The sequence below is a fragment of the Bradyrhizobium sp. ISRA430 genome, from assembly GCF_029909975.1.
In the GTDB taxonomy this organism is placed as follows: domain Bacteria; phylum Pseudomonadota; class Alphaproteobacteria; order Rhizobiales; family Xanthobacteraceae; genus Bradyrhizobium.
This window is the reverse complement of the sequence record NZ_CP094516.1, coordinates 4,235,321-4,250,372: the sequence shown is the minus strand read 5'-3', so window position 1 is coordinate 4,250,372 and position 15,052 is coordinate 4,235,321. Positions and strand designations below refer to the sequence as shown.

At 60.9% G+C, this 15,052-nt stretch carries 18 protein-coding genes and 5 pseudogenes; 6 read left to right on the top strand and 17 right to left on the bottom strand.

Annotated elements, in window-relative coordinates:
* Positions 1–40: 40 nt before the first annotated feature.
* The 8 genes and pseudogenes from MTX21_RS20305 to MTX21_RS20270 all read right to left on the bottom strand — a co-directional run.
* Positions 41–679, bottom strand: coding sequence for a recombinase family protein (locus tag MTX21_RS20305; RefSeq protein WP_280966496.1), 639 nt, complete (start codon positions 677–679; stop codon positions 41–43).
* A 585-nt stretch (positions 680–1,264) separates the two neighbouring features.
* A complete protein-coding gene (locus MTX21_RS20300; RefSeq protein ID WP_280966495.1) occupies positions 1,265–1,411 on the bottom strand; it encodes a hypothetical protein in 147 nt (48 codons plus the stop codon).
* A 282-nt stretch (positions 1,412–1,693) separates the two neighbouring features.
* A complete protein-coding gene (locus tag MTX21_RS20295; RefSeq protein WP_280966494.1) occupies positions 1,694–1,936 on the bottom strand; it encodes a hypothetical protein in 243 nt (80 codons plus the stop codon).
* 305 nt (positions 1,937–2,241) lie between these two features.
* A complete protein-coding gene (locus MTX21_RS20290) occupies positions 2,242–2,601 on the bottom strand; it encodes a recombinase family protein (protein ID WP_341511997.1) in 360 nt (119 codons plus the stop codon).
* An 872-nt stretch (positions 2,602–3,473) separates the two neighbouring features.
* Complete coding sequence (locus MTX21_RS20285; RefSeq protein ID WP_280966493.1) at positions 3,474–3,848, bottom strand: HNH endonuclease signature motif containing protein; 375 nt, start codon at positions 3,846–3,848, stop codon at positions 3,474–3,476.
* A 228-nt stretch (positions 3,849–4,076) separates the two neighbouring features.
* A complete protein-coding gene (locus tag MTX21_RS20280; RefSeq protein ID WP_341511983.1) occupies positions 4,077–4,466 on the bottom strand; it encodes a recombinase family protein in 390 nt (129 codons plus the stop codon).
* Positions 4,447–4,602: a hypothetical protein gene (locus tag MTX21_RS20275; protein WP_280966492.1), complete on the bottom strand. Its 156-nt coding sequence runs from the start codon at positions 4,600–4,602 to the stop codon at positions 4,447–4,449. The genes MTX21_RS20280 and MTX21_RS20275 overlap by 20 nt, the downstream gene beginning before the upstream one ends.
* 812 nt (positions 4,603–5,414) lie before the next feature.
* Positions 5,415–5,636 (bottom strand): annotated as a pseudogene (locus MTX21_RS20270) (ATP-binding protein); the annotation flags it as partial.
* 137 nt (positions 5,637–5,773) lie between these two features.
* Between MTX21_RS20270 and MTX21_RS20265 the strand changes: the two are divergent.
* Positions 5,774–6,040 (top strand): annotated as a pseudogene (locus tag MTX21_RS20265) (Ku protein); the annotation flags it as partial.
* A gap of 43 nt (positions 6,041–6,083) precedes the next feature.
* A complete protein-coding gene (locus MTX21_RS20260; protein ID WP_280966491.1) occupies positions 6,084–6,284 on the top strand; it encodes a DUF2905 domain-containing protein in 201 nt (66 codons plus the stop codon).
* Between the two features lie 48 nt (positions 6,285–6,332).
* Here the strand turns inward: MTX21_RS20260 and MTX21_RS20255 are convergent.
* Positions 6,333–6,434, bottom strand: a pseudogene (locus MTX21_RS20255) (transcriptional regulator); the annotation flags it as partial.
* A gap of 32 nt (positions 6,435–6,466) precedes the next feature.
* On the opposite strand from MTX21_RS20255, the gene MTX21_RS20250 reads away from it, so the two are divergent.
* Positions 6,467–7,234 (top strand): SDR family NAD(P)-dependent oxidoreductase, encoded by a 768-nt coding sequence (locus MTX21_RS20250; RefSeq protein ID WP_280966490.1) that lies wholly within the window; start codon positions 6,467–6,469, stop codon positions 7,232–7,234.
* Between the two features lie 266 nt (positions 7,235–7,500).
* On the opposite strand, the gene MTX21_RS20245 is transcribed toward MTX21_RS20250, so the two are convergent.
* Both MTX21_RS20245 and MTX21_RS20240 read right to left on the bottom strand, forming a co-directional pair.
* The gene (locus MTX21_RS20245) at positions 7,501–7,770 is read right to left on the bottom strand and encodes a hypothetical protein (RefSeq protein ID WP_280966489.1); all 270 of its coding nucleotides are present in this window, start codon (positions 7,768–7,770) and stop codon (positions 7,501–7,503) included.
* Positions 7,771–7,897: 127 nt separating this feature from the next.
* Positions 7,898–8,073, bottom strand: a pseudogene (locus MTX21_RS20240) (SOS response-associated peptidase); the annotation flags it as partial.
* A 335-nt stretch (positions 8,074–8,408) separates the two neighbouring features.
* Between MTX21_RS20240 and MTX21_RS20235 the strand changes: the two are divergent.
* Entirely contained in the window at positions 8,409–8,663 is a 255-nt protein-coding gene (locus tag MTX21_RS20235) for a hypothetical protein (RefSeq protein ID WP_280971403.1), read from the top strand.
* A gap of 714 nt (positions 8,664–9,377) precedes the next feature.
* On the opposite strand, the gene MTX21_RS20230 is transcribed toward MTX21_RS20235, so the two are convergent.
* The 3 genes from MTX21_RS20230 to MTX21_RS20220 form a co-directional block, all read right to left on the bottom strand.
* The gene (locus MTX21_RS20230; protein ID WP_280966487.1) at positions 9,378–9,635 is read right to left on the bottom strand and encodes a hypothetical protein; all 258 of its coding nucleotides are present in this window, start codon (positions 9,633–9,635) and stop codon (positions 9,378–9,380) included.
* A gap of 423 nt (positions 9,636–10,058) precedes the next feature.
* Entirely contained in the window at positions 10,059–10,211 is a 153-nt protein-coding gene (locus MTX21_RS20225) for a hypothetical protein (protein WP_280966486.1), read from the bottom strand.
* Between the two features lie 851 nt (positions 10,212–11,062).
* Positions 11,063–11,329, bottom strand: a complete 267-nt coding sequence (locus MTX21_RS20220) for a hypothetical protein (RefSeq protein WP_280966485.1) — start codon at positions 11,327–11,329, stop codon at positions 11,063–11,065.
* Positions 11,330–11,547: 218 nt separating this feature from the next.
* Between MTX21_RS20220 and MTX21_RS20215 the strand changes: the two genes are divergently transcribed.
* Positions 11,548–11,835, top strand: a complete 288-nt coding sequence (locus MTX21_RS20215) for a hypothetical protein (RefSeq protein WP_280966484.1) — start codon at positions 11,548–11,550, stop codon at positions 11,833–11,835.
* A gap of 272 nt (positions 11,836–12,107) precedes the next feature.
* Here MTX21_RS20215 and MTX21_RS20210 read toward each other — a convergent pair whose 3' ends face one another.
* Complete coding sequence (locus MTX21_RS20210; protein WP_280966483.1) at positions 12,108–12,488, bottom strand: PRC-barrel domain-containing protein; 381 nt, start codon at positions 12,486–12,488, stop codon at positions 12,108–12,110.
* Between the two features lie 419 nt (positions 12,489–12,907).
* On the opposite strand from MTX21_RS20210, the gene MTX21_RS20205 reads away from it, so the two are divergent.
* Positions 12,908–13,342: a hypothetical protein gene (locus tag MTX21_RS20205; protein ID WP_280966482.1), complete on the top strand. Its 435-nt coding sequence runs from the start codon at positions 12,908–12,910 to the stop codon at positions 13,340–13,342.
* A 592-nt stretch (positions 13,343–13,934) separates the two neighbouring features.
* Here MTX21_RS20205 and MTX21_RS20200 read toward each other — a convergent pair.
* Both MTX21_RS20200 and MTX21_RS20195 read right to left on the bottom strand, forming a co-directional pair.
* Positions 13,935–14,075 carry a hypothetical protein gene (locus MTX21_RS20200; protein WP_280966481.1) on the bottom strand — a complete coding sequence of 47 codons (141 nt, stop codon included), beginning with the start codon at positions 14,073–14,075 and terminating at the stop codon, positions 13,935–13,937.
* Positions 14,075–14,788 (bottom strand): annotated as a pseudogene (locus MTX21_RS20195) (IS21 family transposase); the annotation flags it as partial. The gene MTX21_RS20200 and the pseudogene MTX21_RS20195, both read right to left, overlap by 1 nt.
* Positions 14,789–15,052: the final 264 nt, after the last annotated feature.

The window sequence follows — 15,052 nt, the reverse complement described above, 5'->3', positions numbered from 1 at the left end:
CGATAGCCATTCCCGTCAATATCGCCGTATGGGAGGGGCATCATGGCAGCCGTCCCGCTGCGTTCGTATCGGCCAGCCTCTTAGCTGCCCTTGCCACGCTGGTGCGGCTGCACCCCACCATCTCCATTACCTCATTCCATGACTGCCCGGACGCCAGCAAGTGAGCGATACGTGCATTGCGCTCCGTATCCTCAGGGCGTCCTTTGTACTTGCCTTCCGCCTTGGCCTTTGCCTGTCCTTGGGCTTGACGGCGTCGGCGGTCCTCATAGTCCTTGCGAGCGACAGCAGCCAGCATGTCGAGGAGCATGTTGTTGATCGCATCGAACAGCCGCCCGGTGAACTCATCGCCGTTGCCCGTGGTCATCATCCATGACGTGGGCAAGTCCAAGGCAACGACACGCACCTTCCGAGCAGTCATTTCAGCCTTGAGCCGTTCCCAGTCGGCAGCGGTGAGGCGCGACAGCCGGTCAACCTGTTCCACCAAGAGAACGTCTCCAGGTGAGGCATCGGCCAGCAGCCGAAACAATTCGGGGCGGGAGAGAGAAGCACCGCTTTCATTCTCGACATACCAGCAGGCAATCGACAGACCGCGCTCCGCCGCAAACGCCTTGAGTTGGTCTTTGGCGCGGCTGGCGTCCTGCTCATCCGTGGAAGCGCGAAGGTAGGCTCTAACGAACATCTTGAACCCCATCAGTCCGATTTGAATGGTCTGATTGCGATTGGTCTGTTTTGAATTGTCAATCTGATTTATCAGACCACCTATGGTGTGGTCCGATTAGAGGACACCCAAAAGGAACCGAATCACTGGCAGCCGTATTGCTGACCTAATGTTAGGCGCAAAGGGAACTCGGCACAGTGAGGGCGGCAATGGGGAATTGAGCGTATGTACCCGCCGCAATACTGGCGGAAACGAGCCGAGCAGTTCCGCTCCAAAGCGGAGAATTGCGTGAACAATCAGACCAGAGACACGCTCCGCAAAGTCGCAAAGCATTACGACCAACTGGCCCGTCTCGCTGAGACAATCGAAAAGTTTGAAAGGCAGAAAAAGTAGGTTGCAGCGTCTGCGCCGTCTCCCGGCGTTCAATATCCGCGCCGAAACGGCCCCGACCACGGGGGCAAGGTCAGGGCCGCCATTCTGCACCGGACGACAATCAGCGGCAAGGCGTCCGGTGGATTGGAGCAAGTTCCGAGGAGAGAACTGGTTCCAAGCACATTGGATATAGGCCACTACTGCTCTGCCAGTGTCTGGCGGTTCGTTGGCCCTTTACCACAACACCAGCAGGCCCATGCAGACAACGACTGTCGCCATGCTAAGCGCAATTGTCACAAGGGCCTGCTCCATTCGTTTCGCTATGTTGCGGTCATCCATGAATCGAAGAACACCGCCCGCCATGTTTTGTTCATCGGCCATTCACAAATCTACGGCTGGCCAAGGTGTGGCTCGCCCCCGCCACGGGGAACTCGCGCTGCCAATGGTGACGCTCAACGAAAGGCTGGAAAAGGGGAACAGCCTCATGGGGATCGCGATGTCGCTTCCTCTGCCAATTTCAGCCATTCACTCTCAAGCCGTAACCAAGCTTATTCGCTGGGTGAACGCATGTGGTCGTCGTGCTTTGCGCCTCCGCAGAATCACTGCCTTGCCTGCCATCCGGCAGCGGCTCCGTTTGGAGCAATTTTCGAGGGATATCGAAGCTCATTTGCGGCGATCACGTTCAATCTGGTTTGCGGTCGCCAGCTTGGTTCTGATGAACTCCGTTAGGTCGCCCACTTCTTCCTCCATAGCGTCCTGCGTAATGCCTTGACCCTTCGCACCTTCGACGAGGCGTTCGACCAATACGCCTACGTCCTGCGAAGCGCCCGGTGTCCCATACTGCTCCGCAGCGTGAACGCTGTTCTCAATCCAGAAATCAATATACTCGCGAGCCGACGTTGGCATGTGTCCTGTCCCTACAAGGCAAGTTTACCCGGCTCAATAGCTGCTCGGCAATTGCGCTTGTCCAGGTCGAAGCAAGCAAGGCACTCGCTGATATGGCTCGGGATGCAGGTTCTGCGCCCGCTGACGCTGCTTTCCACAACATGGCGATAGAAGTTCGAGACCAATCGGGACCCGTGATGCGCGTCAAGCTCACGTTCGCGCTAGAGACGCTCAAGCATTGGCCCTCGCTTGTAGTCGGCGGTTTGCATAGGGGTCTATGAGGTCGCTCAAGCCGTTGCCCGCAAACGTGGGCATTTCGTTCGCTACTAACTGGCGGTGAGCGCCTTGTAGATCGCGCCTCGCGAGCATCCCAACCGTTTGGCGATAGCGGTCGCGCCGAGACCCTGCGAGCGTAGCGTCTTGATCTGGAGGTGATCGACGCTGATCGGCCTGCCCTTATAAACACCGTTGGCCTTGGCCTTGCCAGCCGCCTGCCGCTCTTTGATGAAGCCCAACTCCATCTCAGCGACCATGCCCAGCACAGTAACCACCATGCGCCTAAGCGGCCCCGCTGTGCTGACCTCGGGCTCAAGAATGCGGAGCGATACTCCCTTCTGATCCAATTCGTGGACGAGGTTCAGGGCATCGCGAGTGGATCGGCCAAGCCGGTCGAGCTTCACGACCACCAACGTGTCACCGGGCCTGATGAAGTCGAGGATGGTCGTTCGGCCCTCGGCTCCGGCCAGACGCCTTCTTCTGCCTAACGATGTCACAGCCCGCAGCCTTCAAGCGCTCAAGCTCCATGTCGTATCGCCGGACCTGCATCCGGATCGGTCGATACACAACTTGATCAATCGCGAAGCGCGATGCGCCCCAAGGGGGAATTGGGCACCCACGGAGAAGCGTCCAACCTGCCTGACTGCGACCCCATATTAGGCCCGTCTTGCTCCGAATGGACGCACTGCGATACCTCTCATTCAACGCCGGTTACGGCCTCTGGAGATGATCCAGAGCCATTGGTAGTGGTCGGCAGGGGTCGCCAGTCATTGCATCACCGCTGGCAACCCACTCTCTTCTCGTAGGAACAAGTGCGCTCTGTCGGAGTTGCTGCGCCTTATTGCCCTGCATGGGGAGGGCAAGTGACCGAGAAGGAAGACGAGTTGCCCCAGCAACAACAGACGCAGGACACGCGGCCCCGCTGTCCGGTATGCGCAGCGTTCCCGCGCCTTGCTCACCAGTTGCTCGACCCAAGAACAGGACGGAGCGTGAGGCTGTATCAGTGCCAGTGCGGCGAACGCATCTGGGATGACTGATGCGGCGAGTTGGCCTCGATGCCCTGTTCCCGGTTCCCAAAAAGAGGAAGTAGGATTTCTGGGACCCTACTGCCGGGGCCGGTACCGCTGAGCAGCAGCAAATCCTCTTAAAGGCCTTTGAACGCACCCTGCGCAAGCTCAGCTTGGTGGATCGGAACGATCCGATTTGCGACATGGTCGCGCGGAAGATCATTCAGATCGGGACGACTGACGTTACCGATCCGAACGCAATCTCCGAGGTCGCCCTACGGCAGCTTGGTCATTGAGACTGCGGGCGAGGAGACGCCCCTAGGTCTCATGCGGGCCTCCAGACTACCGACTTTCGGGGAGGTCTTTGGCGCGACTTGGCAAGTGAATTGTGGAGCCGCTTCAGGGCTTCGATGGCCATCGTTCTGCGCCAGCAGGCGATCAGATACGTGTAGGCGATAATCCGGATCGATGCCGATCAAATGCGCGTCGAACGCCGCGTGATGGGTTTTGGACAGCGGGATGCCATTGGAAACGACGGGTTGCCCGTAGCGCTCGTCCTTGTCGGCTACGATGTGTGCGGTATCGAGAAGAAGAGGTTCGGGCAGTCCAGACAATGCGCAACGACCGTTGTAGGCAGTGATGACGGCCATGCGGAATGATGCTTGGTGAAGCCGTTGCTTGACGGCACGAAGGGCATAACGGCGCTCAACCGCGTTCTCCGGCGGCTTAAGCGCGGCCTGATCGGGCAGACCAAACGTGATCTGCGAACGCGCAGGACCGCTGATCGAAACTTGGCAATGTCTCGCCCGAAAAACCGTGGCCCTATGTAGCGGAATCCTGGTCGAAACACGCGCCGGCGCCAGCCCCGGCGCAGTTGGTCATGCGAGACCCTCAGCTTCAAGGGCGCGGTAGACACTGCCTCGCCCAATGCCTACTTCCTTGGCTACGTGCACGACCTTCTTGCCATCTCGAAAGAGGCGCACAGCATCTTCTGCCTTCGCTCGCGCCGTGGGCTTCCGCCCCTTGTACTTGCCGTCCGCCTTTGCCTTGGCGATGCCCTCGCGCTGTCGTTCAAGCATGATCTCGCGCTCGAACTGTGCCATGGCAGCGAACATGTTCAGCATCAGCCTTCCCGTGGCACTTCGGGTATCCACGGCGTCGCCGCCAAAGTTCAAGATGCGGAGGCCGACGCGCTTGGTTTCCGGTGCATCCACCAGCTCTGAGAGGTGCCGCGCGCTTCTTGCGAGCCTATCCAGCTTCGTGACCACGAGGGTGTCGCCCTCGCGCGCATAGTCGAGCGCCGCGATCCCAGCCCAGCTTGATTCCGACTATGGGCGTCTCCGGAAAGCCGTCGATTTCGGCATCCAGCTTGCTCTTAATGGCTTCAAACACGGCGTCGTCCATCGGTATCTCCACTCTCCATCGTGCGGCTTTTCCGTTAGGCGCTGGATAACAGACGCCGAATCGAAACAACGACCGGTGAAAACCCATTGCGGGAAAAAAGGGACGGGAGTTGAGGAGCTGTCCCACTAGTCTCGAAACAGGACGCTGCCGGGCTCAAAATACATGTCCCGGCAGCGTTTCATTCTCAAACTGAGCGCTGAAATCCCAGTTGGCTTCGATTTAGCAAGGGGCATGCCACAGGCCTGGAACACGCCGGGCTGGCGGGCTTTTCTCGCCGTTTGTGAATTACTTCACAAATCGCAACGAGGGCCGTCTGCTATCGATGGTCCCCTGCGGCCAGCGGTGGAACGGACCGCCCGTCGCGACGGTTGATAATGCGCGGTCTCATCCCCTGGCCGCGCAGGGTCCCGTCGCCGCGCGGATCTCCCTCTCTACCCCCAGGCGGCGGGGCCTGAGAGTCGGGGCAATATGTAGGAGGCGACAATGCGCCTTCACCTCCATAACCCGACGATCGATTTAGTTGCCGTCGTGGCTGGCACCATTCTTGTGCTTGGACTTATGGTCGCCGTCGCAGTGCTAGTCCGCTGAGGCGACCATCGAAAAAATCTGACGGGCGGATGGGCGCGCGCGTCCTCGGAAACCTCCCGTCTCGACGGAGTTGACCTGAGCGCGCGGCCATCATGGCGAGGCCGCGCCCGCCGCCGCCGTCATCCCGTCCCCTGGACGGGGCGGCGGCGGTGTGGCCTCCGCGTGTCAAACGCCATCCGGAACTGCCCCCTTTGCGTCATGAAGAACTGCCCCCACCATCTGGGTTATGATCTCGGTTGAAGGTTGTTTCCGCCGGTGACGGGCCGGAGGGAGGCGGAGCCGACCGGAGGGTCGTCACCGGCGGGCGGCGGCCGGATGAGGCCGCTCTTGCGCTTGGCGCGGAGCCGGTAACTGTCGCCGCGGATCGTCAGCACGTGGCTGTGGTGCAAGAGCCGGTCGAGGATCGCGGTGGCGACCACGGGATCGGCGAACACGGCGCCCAATTCGACCATCGCGAAGTTGCTGGCGTGGAAGAAACGGCTCGTGGCGCAACTTGAGAGTGATCCCGGGCCCAACGAGCGCGAGGAAATCGAACGGCTGCTCGCGCAGATCGAGACCGGATTGAGCCTGCTCCAACCGGAAGATGATCGATCTCATCAACGGGAAGCGCGCCGGCAAGCCGATCACACCGAAGGAGCGGCCCGCCGCGACCAATGTCGTCGATCTGATGGAGGCGCTCCGCCGATCCGTCGGCAAGGAGGCCGCGCCGGCGAAGGTGGCCAAGCCCACCAAGAAGCCGCGCAAGGCGTCGAGCGGCCAGAAGGAGATGCTGACGCCGATCGAGGGCAAGAAGCCGAAGGAAGCAGCGGCGAAAAAGCCGGCAGCCAGATCGCAGCGGAAGTCGGCTTAGGGCGTGTTGAAGGCGCAGGCCGCAGGGCCGATGGAGATGCGAGATGTCGCGCACGCTCATCATCTTCGGGCTTGTGCTGGTCGCCACTGGGCTGCTTTGGCCTGACCTTGGCAAGTTCGGGCTTGGCCGGCTACCCGGCGATATTTACGTCGAACGGCCGAATTTTGCCTTCTACCTTCCGCTGACGACCTCGCTCATCATCTCGGTGGTGCTAAGCGTGATCCTGTGGCTAGCAAACCGATAGGGCGCGTCCTTAATTGCGCCCGGCGCCAGTGACACGTCTCAACACGGAACCGGGCCCCCGCGCTTTGGGCGTGGTCTCATATTCGACCCGAGGCGGCACTTCCCCGAACACGGTGCGTGACGCCAGATCGTCCGCCAAGAGCGGCTGAATTCCAAGTCGCTGGGGTAGGGAAGGAGAATCAAATGGCGTTCATCTTCATCACCGGCAGCACCGACGGGCTCGGCCGCGCGGCGGCCCAGTCTCTTATTGGCGACGGTCATCGAGTGGTGCTGCATGCCCGATCGGCGGATCGCGCCGCGAGCATCGGCGAGCTCGCCTCGCGTGCCTCAGGAGTCGCGGTCGGCGATCTCCGCAGCGCGGCCGATGTCCGAAGCATCGCGGATCAGGTCAACGCAATCGGTCGCACGGATGCGATCATCCACAACGCGGGCATCTACACGGAAGGGAGCCGCGGCTCGACACCGGAAGGTCACGCCGGCGTCCTGGCGATAAACGCGCTTGCGCCGTATATCCTGGCGGCGCTGATCCAACGTCCCGATCGGCTGGTGTATCTCAGCAGCGGCCTGCATCGCAGCGGCGAAGGTTCGCTGGACGATCTTGACTGGAAGAAGCGGAGCTGGGGTCCAGCAAAGGCCTACGCTGAAAGCAAGCTGCACGTAGTCGCTCTCGCATTCGCGCTGGCGCGACGCTGGCCTCAAGTCTTGAGCAACGCGGTCGATTCCGGCTGGGCGCGCACGAAGATGGGCGGCCCAGGAGCGCCGGTGGATCTCGATACCGGACAGCGGACCCAGACCTGGCTGGCCGTAAGCGAGGAGCCGGCCGCGATGGTCAGCGGCCGCTACTGGCACCACCTCCGGCAAGAGCAGCCGGTGAGTGAGACCGCCGATCCGAAATTCCAGGACCGGCTCATCGTCAGGTTGGGCGAACTGACGGGTGTGGCACTTCCTTGAGGACTCGGCCGCGGCCAGCGTCAGCGCGTCGCCGTCCCCGGATTCCTACGGTCGCATCGACGCCGGATCGTTTACGATCTGCGGCTATATTTCTGTCCGATGGACATCGAGTACGACCCCGGGCGCGAAGCAATTGCGGCGATGAAAACCGCCTCCGAAGCCGATGGAGCCGAGCGGCAACGCTGGATTGGCGTGGCGACAGCGTGGCAGGAAATCGCTCGCATGCGGCAGTCCTCAATATCAGGTGTCGGCACCGAAGAGATGGCCTAGCCGGAATCCGGCGGGCACTCTGGGCAGGTGTCGCCAATCGAGTCGAGAACGTCGCGAATCTCGGCGACAGCTTCATCGGCGGAGATGCCAGCCGGCGGATCCCGACGGGCGATGGCGAAGGCGCGCTCCCGGGCATGCGGGTCAGCCCGGTCCTGCATCCAGCCGTGCTCATCGCACTCGCGAATGGCGCCAGCTTCCTGGAGCACGGAGATCGCCCAGCCTCGCAGCGTCCGCATTGCGGGCCGGCTTTCCCTGAACATCAGCATGAGATCGCTCCTGACCGGGGACGATTCCTTGCCGACCGCGCCCGTTCCGGGCTGCTAACACAGACCAGGGATTCAGAATTGCCGTAGCTCCGGCTTGTCCACCTGTTCCGCGGGCCTGTGCACAGCCTTAGGCGGCGAGCGCGGGGCCTTCCTTTTCGCCGGTTGCGACGATCTTGAGCGTGCCATCCGGAAGCGGGCGCTGCAGCGCCTCGGCCTCATCCCAGGGCGCGCGCATCTAGACATCGTGCTCCTCGGCATCGCCTTCGGGTGGACGCGCTTGACCTCTGCGTTCGGATCGCAGGTCTGCAAACGGCTGGGGAAGCATTTGGCGTCATTTCTTCAAGATGAATCCCATTTCTCGCGCCATCCGTCTTACTGAGCCAGTATGCCGGTGAAGAGCTGAGGCAATTTCCGCAGCACCGAACCGCCGGCGTATCATCGCCGAAAACTTGTTGCGTTCGATGTTCATTCCTTCGACTTCGATGATTTCATGCTAAAATCTTTCAAGCTGTCGGAGGCGGGCGATATTGCGAAATTTACGGCTGGCCATCCTGGTTCAGTCCCTAAAGGCAGGAAACCCAGTCGTGGGTCTTTAAAAGGAGGCATACTTCGGTCGCGCCCGGTGTATGCTTGTCCGCATGGCCGTGGTCCCGTTGCAAGCCAATCCGAAGCCCTTGCGGGCGTCCGCTGCCATAGCGGCAGCGGCGATCGTGCTCGGGGTCGCGCATTTCTGGATCTCGCCCAGCTCGCCGATCGCAATCTTCGCCATTGATGGCGACACGGTGCGACATCAGGGACGGATCTACCGGCTCGTAGGCTTCGATACAGCGACAGATACTGATGTTCGGACGAGCGGCACCGCGCTGAACCTGCGACAAATCACGCGCCACTAATCGCCGCCGGCGAATCCCGCTGCAGCGGGCCGCCTGCGTATTCAAGCGGTGAAGAGGGCGCCTCTCGTTGCAACTACGGCAGACTATGCGACTCGCTTGCTGTCGGCGGCCGTGACGTCGGTCAAATCCTGATCGGGCGAGGGGTTCGCGCGCTTACATCTCTAGCTGCACGCGCTGTCCGCCGCGGCAGCGGTGGTGCGGCTAGGCCAAAGTGTGTGGTGTGATGAGACCCGCTCCATCGCTGGGGCTGGGGGCTGAATAGCGATGGAGCGGGCGACGGAGCTTCGTTCGCACGAGCGCTGGAAATCGATCGAAGTCCCGACCCGCTGAATTTGCAATCGTGATTCGGGCCTGTTGGCGGCCGATGCATGGCGCCATTCGTTCAAGCCGATGCTGCTCGCCATAGTGCTTTTGAAATTCCGCAAGTGTTGCAGCCAAGCAATTTTCAAAACCGGATATTTGCCTCAGTCCGACAACAGCCGGTTGGTTCGACCAGCGAAAGACTGGCTAGGCTCGGCACACGTTTCGACGGGGGCAGTGTGCCCGAGCCGCCGACCGTCATAGCTCGCACCTATTGCGGGATGAGTCCGGTTTACTTGATCCAGTGCTTTGCCGACCACCACGGCAAATCGCGATGCTTGGAAACGAGGCTCAAGGCCCATCCACCAGGCTGCTCCGAGGGGCGGCACCGTCGAAGTGCGCCAGCACCCTTCGTTACCGCGTCAGATGTCTCAGGAAAGCCTCGCAGGCATTCTCGGCTTCGGTGAAGGTATTGAACGGGGATCCAGCGATTTTGATTGCCGGCTTGTTCAGGTGGATCGGCCGCCATGAAGCAATGAAGCCAGGCTGCCCGTGGAGCCCGGGACCAGTGCGGCTTTCATTGCTAATCACAAACGAAAACCCGCTGCTGCTTGCCATCCAGATTTCAAGCTCATCCAGCGGAGTATCCATGCGAGTAAAGTGCAGGGCCATATCACCCTCCACACTCTTGCTCGTCAGAAAGTGCCACGGGTGCAGGCCGGGCGCATTTACCTGCGTAGCGTTCGGACATCACAACCATCGATGAGGAAGGCCCGTCGGTTCACCGCTGGCTGTTCTACATGTCTCGAAATAGAACGCTGCCGGGCTCGAAATACATGTCCCGGCAGCGTTTTCTTCTCAAACTGAGCTCTGAAATCCCAGTTGGATTTAGCAAGGGTCATGCCACGGGTTTGTGACACGCCGGTTCACGCTGGCGGGCGCAGCAACCCCCAGCGCTCTGATCCGCAATGGGATTGGCAGCCGGGAGCATTGGGGCTAGAAGCGCTAGCCGTGCCACGTTCGCTCTTAAGTTCAATGGTAGAAGCTCGCACTCCGGTAGTTGTCCGGACTCCATTTTCGGAAAGGGGTGTTCTACTAAAAGAACACCGGCGAGATTTGAGCACCAATTTCTAATTTGTCCGGGATGGCCGCAGTGGGGGCTGGAACCACGCTGCGGCTTTTCCCATTTGCGCCGCCGCTCATATTGTATTTGCCCGTCGAATCCGCTGCTGGCTGCTCCCGCGTCATCAGAGTTCTTCCGGCGGTAGCTTCGCGAGCAAGGTGGGGCCAATTGCGTTCAACGATTCATGGATCCAGTCCGGCCCGTTGGGGACCTGCTTGCCGGAGGTCGCGAGGCAGAGCTCGTACGTCTTACGCATGGGCCCAAAAGATAGGCACTCGAACGGGATTTTACGAATCTACTGAAGTTCCTGTCCGGAACAGTGCTGAAGCGAACAGAACAACGCGATGAGTTGAGTAGCCTGTTTTCGCTTGGCCCTTGCTAGCCCGAGGACCAAGCTTCCTCCAGCGGGCCCCGGCCTTTCCGGTCCGACTCCCCTCAAAGGCCGGGGTTGTTTTTGCGGGCCATCGAAATCGATGAAGGAATCCCCCAATTGAAGAGCGGCTTACCTTTCGAGGCGCCTGCTCTCGTGCGCGGCCTTGATTTCGAGGCCACGATTGATCCGATTACGACGAAACCGATCGTCGTCAATATCAGAGGCATCTCAGTCGTGGTTCTGGTTCTCCCAAATCGTTTGAGAGGCGCTCAACGTCCTGTTCCTGCAAAAGTTGGGTTTGACGTGGCGAGCACCTTTCGGGGCCTCCATGGTGTCACGGCCGTCTCGGTCTAGCTGAGCTACCAGCTCCTCTTGCCGGCCAAGAAGCTGCCTGCTTTGCACAGCGTGACGCTCAGCGATGGCCAGGTGATGCCCCAGCATGGCGCGGTCCATGCCGCATTGTACAGTTTCTTGCCCGACGTGGGGTCGTTTGGTTAGGAACGAGGGCTCCCGCAGCCAGTTCAACGATCAGTCTTGCGGCCCATCCTTTCGCAAGACGTGTCGCCCACTAGGCCCCAGTCCCACCGGCTGGGGCCGATTTATCTACTCAGTGAGCAAATTTTGGCCCGGCGCCAGCAGCCGCACGTAGGTCCCGCTCTCGTGCATCTCGAGCCAGCCTTTTTCGAGGGCGTACTTGATGCCGGCGCCGAACTCCGGCCCGCTGGCCTTGAGAGTGTACAGGAATGGCGCGTTGATTTTCTCGATGTGAATGCGGCCGTCCTGGACGGCCTCGATGCCGGTGGCGATCTCGACCAGTTTGCGCGCTGCGGCTTCCGGGTTGGCAAATGGACGTTCGGCTGTGAGCTTCATGAGCGAGCCCCATCGCGATTCGGGCTGGGGACGGTGCTCATTCCCTGCGCTTCACGTCGGGAAGAAACCGCTCCGGCATCTCCGGGAGACGTCGACAGGATCGCCGGGATCGATCTGATTGCAAATGGGGCAAGCCATTCCCGCGTCGCCGCATATGCAGGCGGGCGGGCCCCTGTCCCTGTCCGGAAGACTACTGCCATGGCGCTCGTTGGGTGGGCTTGAAGCGCCGGCCGATCGGCAAAATCATTGAGGCTGGCCGCCAGATTGGGACGCTTGGCCGCCGCCGAAGCCGGAGGTATTGCCGCCGCCGCAACCGCAACCTCGGCAGCCAGCGCAGCCGCAACCTCGGCAGCCTCGGCAGCCGCAACCACGACAGCCGCATGGTCGCATCCTCCGTAAGTTCTTTTTGTGAAAAACGCTTGGCAAGCGTGCGCTCGGCTAAACCGGCGCGCATCGGCTCGCTGATCATGAGGGGCGTGACGCTTTACAAGGAGTGGCCGCAGTGAGGTTTGACGTGTCTCAGACCGCGGCGAAGCAGGATTTCCTTCAGCGAGAGCGGCACCTCATCGCGATCCGCAGAGCTGATGCAGCGTCTCTGCGATCTTGTCGCTGACATCGCGACCAGCGCTATCGCTGGTGTTGAAGGCGACGATTAGAAAGGGTTTTTGCTGCACTGGGCAGCGGCCGCCTCGCACCGATCTCTGTGAAGCTGGTAGATCAGTTCTTCAATGAATCAGTTAGCACTCACGACTAAGATTCTCAGATGCGGTGCCTCGCTTTATAGTCCACCTGGTCGCGCCTCCCAGTACGTAGGCGTGCCATAGTACTGGTGGGTGCGCGTTTCCCAGTCTCGATCCTGCCACGAGTCATCACTGAACTCAGGCGCGTCCCTCAGCTGTTGCTCGGTGATATTGGTTCGAAAACCGCGAAGCGACGTATCATAGGTCAGAGCCCCCCAGGGAATGGGGTAGTGGCTGTGGCCCAACCCAACAAATCCGCCAAAGCTCATAACGGCATAAGCCACGCGACCTGACACTTTGTCGATGATGAGGTGATCAATCTCACCGATGTTCTTTCCATCTGCTCCATAAACCTCGGTTCCTTGAATGTCTTCGCTTGAGATGCATTGATGATCCGGATGGGCTGTTGCACGGGCCATGGCTTCGTCTCCCCTCACAAGTGGATTTTGTCAGCTTAACTCGGCCGCTACGCGGGCGTTCCTGGCTTCGGAAAACATGTCGTGGCGCCAACCATAAGCCTATCGTTGCCGACATCGCTTCCGACAACGTCCGGTATGGCGAAGAACCTGCGCCAAGGTCACAATCCATTCAACCAGCTAGCCGAAGTTGTCCTTGAGACTCCGTTGGTCGAGATATGTTCGCCTTCTGGTAGAAGGCGAACGGGCAAAGACGATGATCAAGAGGAATAGGCCGCCAACTGAAGCCGCCTTATTTTAGGTGGACGATTTTAAGCCCGTGAACTCAGCCACTCGTGAATGTTGGCGCTGCTCGCGCGCGTCAGGAACGGAAGGCCCCTACTTTTGTTCAATCGTCCAGAGTCCATCTGAGGAGAAGGGCTATGATTACGAACAGACTTGTGATCTTGGGCGCGGTGCTCGCCTTCAGCGCCACCTCCGTGTATGCCGGTCCCTGCAACACGGCGAGCCGCGATGCAGGGTCAGGAAAGGTCCCGGGCTATACCGGACAAACTACTGGTTCCACAGCAACTGATTCCAAGGAGCATCCGCCGACATCTTCGATGAGCAAAGCCTCGGAGCATACCGCAACGTCGTCGGAAGACGCGCAGCGGCAGATGCAGAGCCAGCCCACCGCTGCCGAGCAATCAACGGCGGCCCAGCCCGCACCCTCCACGCAGCAACCGGATAGGACGGCAGGCACGGTCGAGCAGACCCGTCCCGCACCCACTGAACAATCAAAGAAGGCGACGGCCGGTGCGGCCGAGCCCGCACCGTCTGAGCAAAAGGTGACGGCGGCCGAGCAGGACTGCGAGTAAGTGCGGCGGTCAATGGTTTCGAGGGGCGCATATCGAGCGCTAGCTGAACGTCTGAGACTCGCGACCGGCCTCAATAGGAATCTCGAAGCCGGCGATGAAACGTTCCGCCACGGGTATCCTCGCTCGACCCGTATACCGGTGCCAGCGCCCCGCCCGACGGAGAGTCCGAGGAAGCACGACGAGGGAGGCTGGAACAGCACGAGATCGAAGCGCTCGACCTGCCTGATACCGGGATCGGCACGGTGATCTGGGCGTTAGGCGAAAGTTACGATTTCAGTCGGACGAGCTGCAGTGTCTTCGATGCGCGTGGCGCGCCGCTTCAGAAATTGCGGCGCGACAAGCGGGCCGGGACTCTACTTTCTCGGCCTGGCTGGGATGCACAAGGTAAAATCGTCGTTTCTTTGGGCGTTGGCGAAGACGCCGAGTTTCTCGCAAACCGTATCGAGTCGCGCTCCTGATCCTCTGCCTTGAGCATCTCGGGCGACGCTTCGCCGGTCGGCTTTGGGTTTAGGAGCAAAGAAGATATTAGCTTCGATGCGTCACGTCCCCGGGGTTTATGGCTATCTCGCGCTCGCACAGCAGGATCAGCGTCTCACGCGCCGACAGGTTTGCGCGCGCCGCCTCGTCGAGCAGGTTGCTCGAGCTGGTCGCGGATGCCAGAGAGCTGCAATCGCGCCAGCATGGCGTCGAGCCGATCGATTGGTGCTTCGGTAGCCTTCTTTGTGCGCGCCATCAGAAGCTCCCTCCGATCGCTGCTTCGTATTCGGCAAGAGGACGCAACAACGAGGGCAGTGGCGCCGGCACTGTCGGTGTCGCGGTTGCCGGTCGGCAGACCGTGCCATTGCGACCTGCAACGCCGTCGAGGTGGGCGGAATCGACGATCCGCAGCCGGCGACCTTCCGATTGCTTGTGGACTGCAACCTCGCGCATGCCGTGGCGGATGCGCACCTCGCCGGCCGCAACCGTCACCGCCACGCGCTCGCCGATCAGCCGCCACGGCACCGAGTAGCTGTTCGTGTCGATCTCGAGGCACAATCGTTGCCGAACGACGGTTGCCCGCCGAGCGGTCTCAACCGGTGTGCTTCGTCACGCGCAAAGCGGGCGATCGGCGCCTCGCCGGTCGTGCCGTGGATACGCACGTTTGCCACCTCACGCTCCCACTCGGCGAGATGCGCCTCAAATACCTCCCAGCTGGCGAAGGAATGCCCCGCGATCGCGTTCTTCTTCACGTAGCCGACGCCATTCTCCGTCTTGCCCTTCGTGCGCGCCCGATTCGGCGCGCAGGCGCGAGGACGGAAGCCCCAATGCTTCGCAAACGCGATCAGCTTGTCGCTGAACCGACCGGCTCACCGCGTCATGGCGCACGACGAACGCACGTGGATTGTCCGTCAGCACTTCCTCCGGCACGCCGCCGAAGGTCGTGAATGCACTCTCGAGCCCGGCGAACAGGCTTTGAGCAAGCTCGCAACCACTCGGCCTTGCCAGGGCCAAGCATCCACAAGCGGGCCCCGGCCTTCAACCCAGCTCCCCGCCCCACAGGCCGGAGCCGCCTCACTCGGGCGCTCGTCACGGGCCGCTCGATAGGTTGGTCAGCTGTTAGGGTTGTCGAAGCGATGGTCGTCCTTAGCATTCGCCTCTTGGGCCCGTCGCTTCGCGCGAAGAACTCGCTCCAAGGGAAAAGGTACACCACCTCGCGTGCTTTGTGCCGAA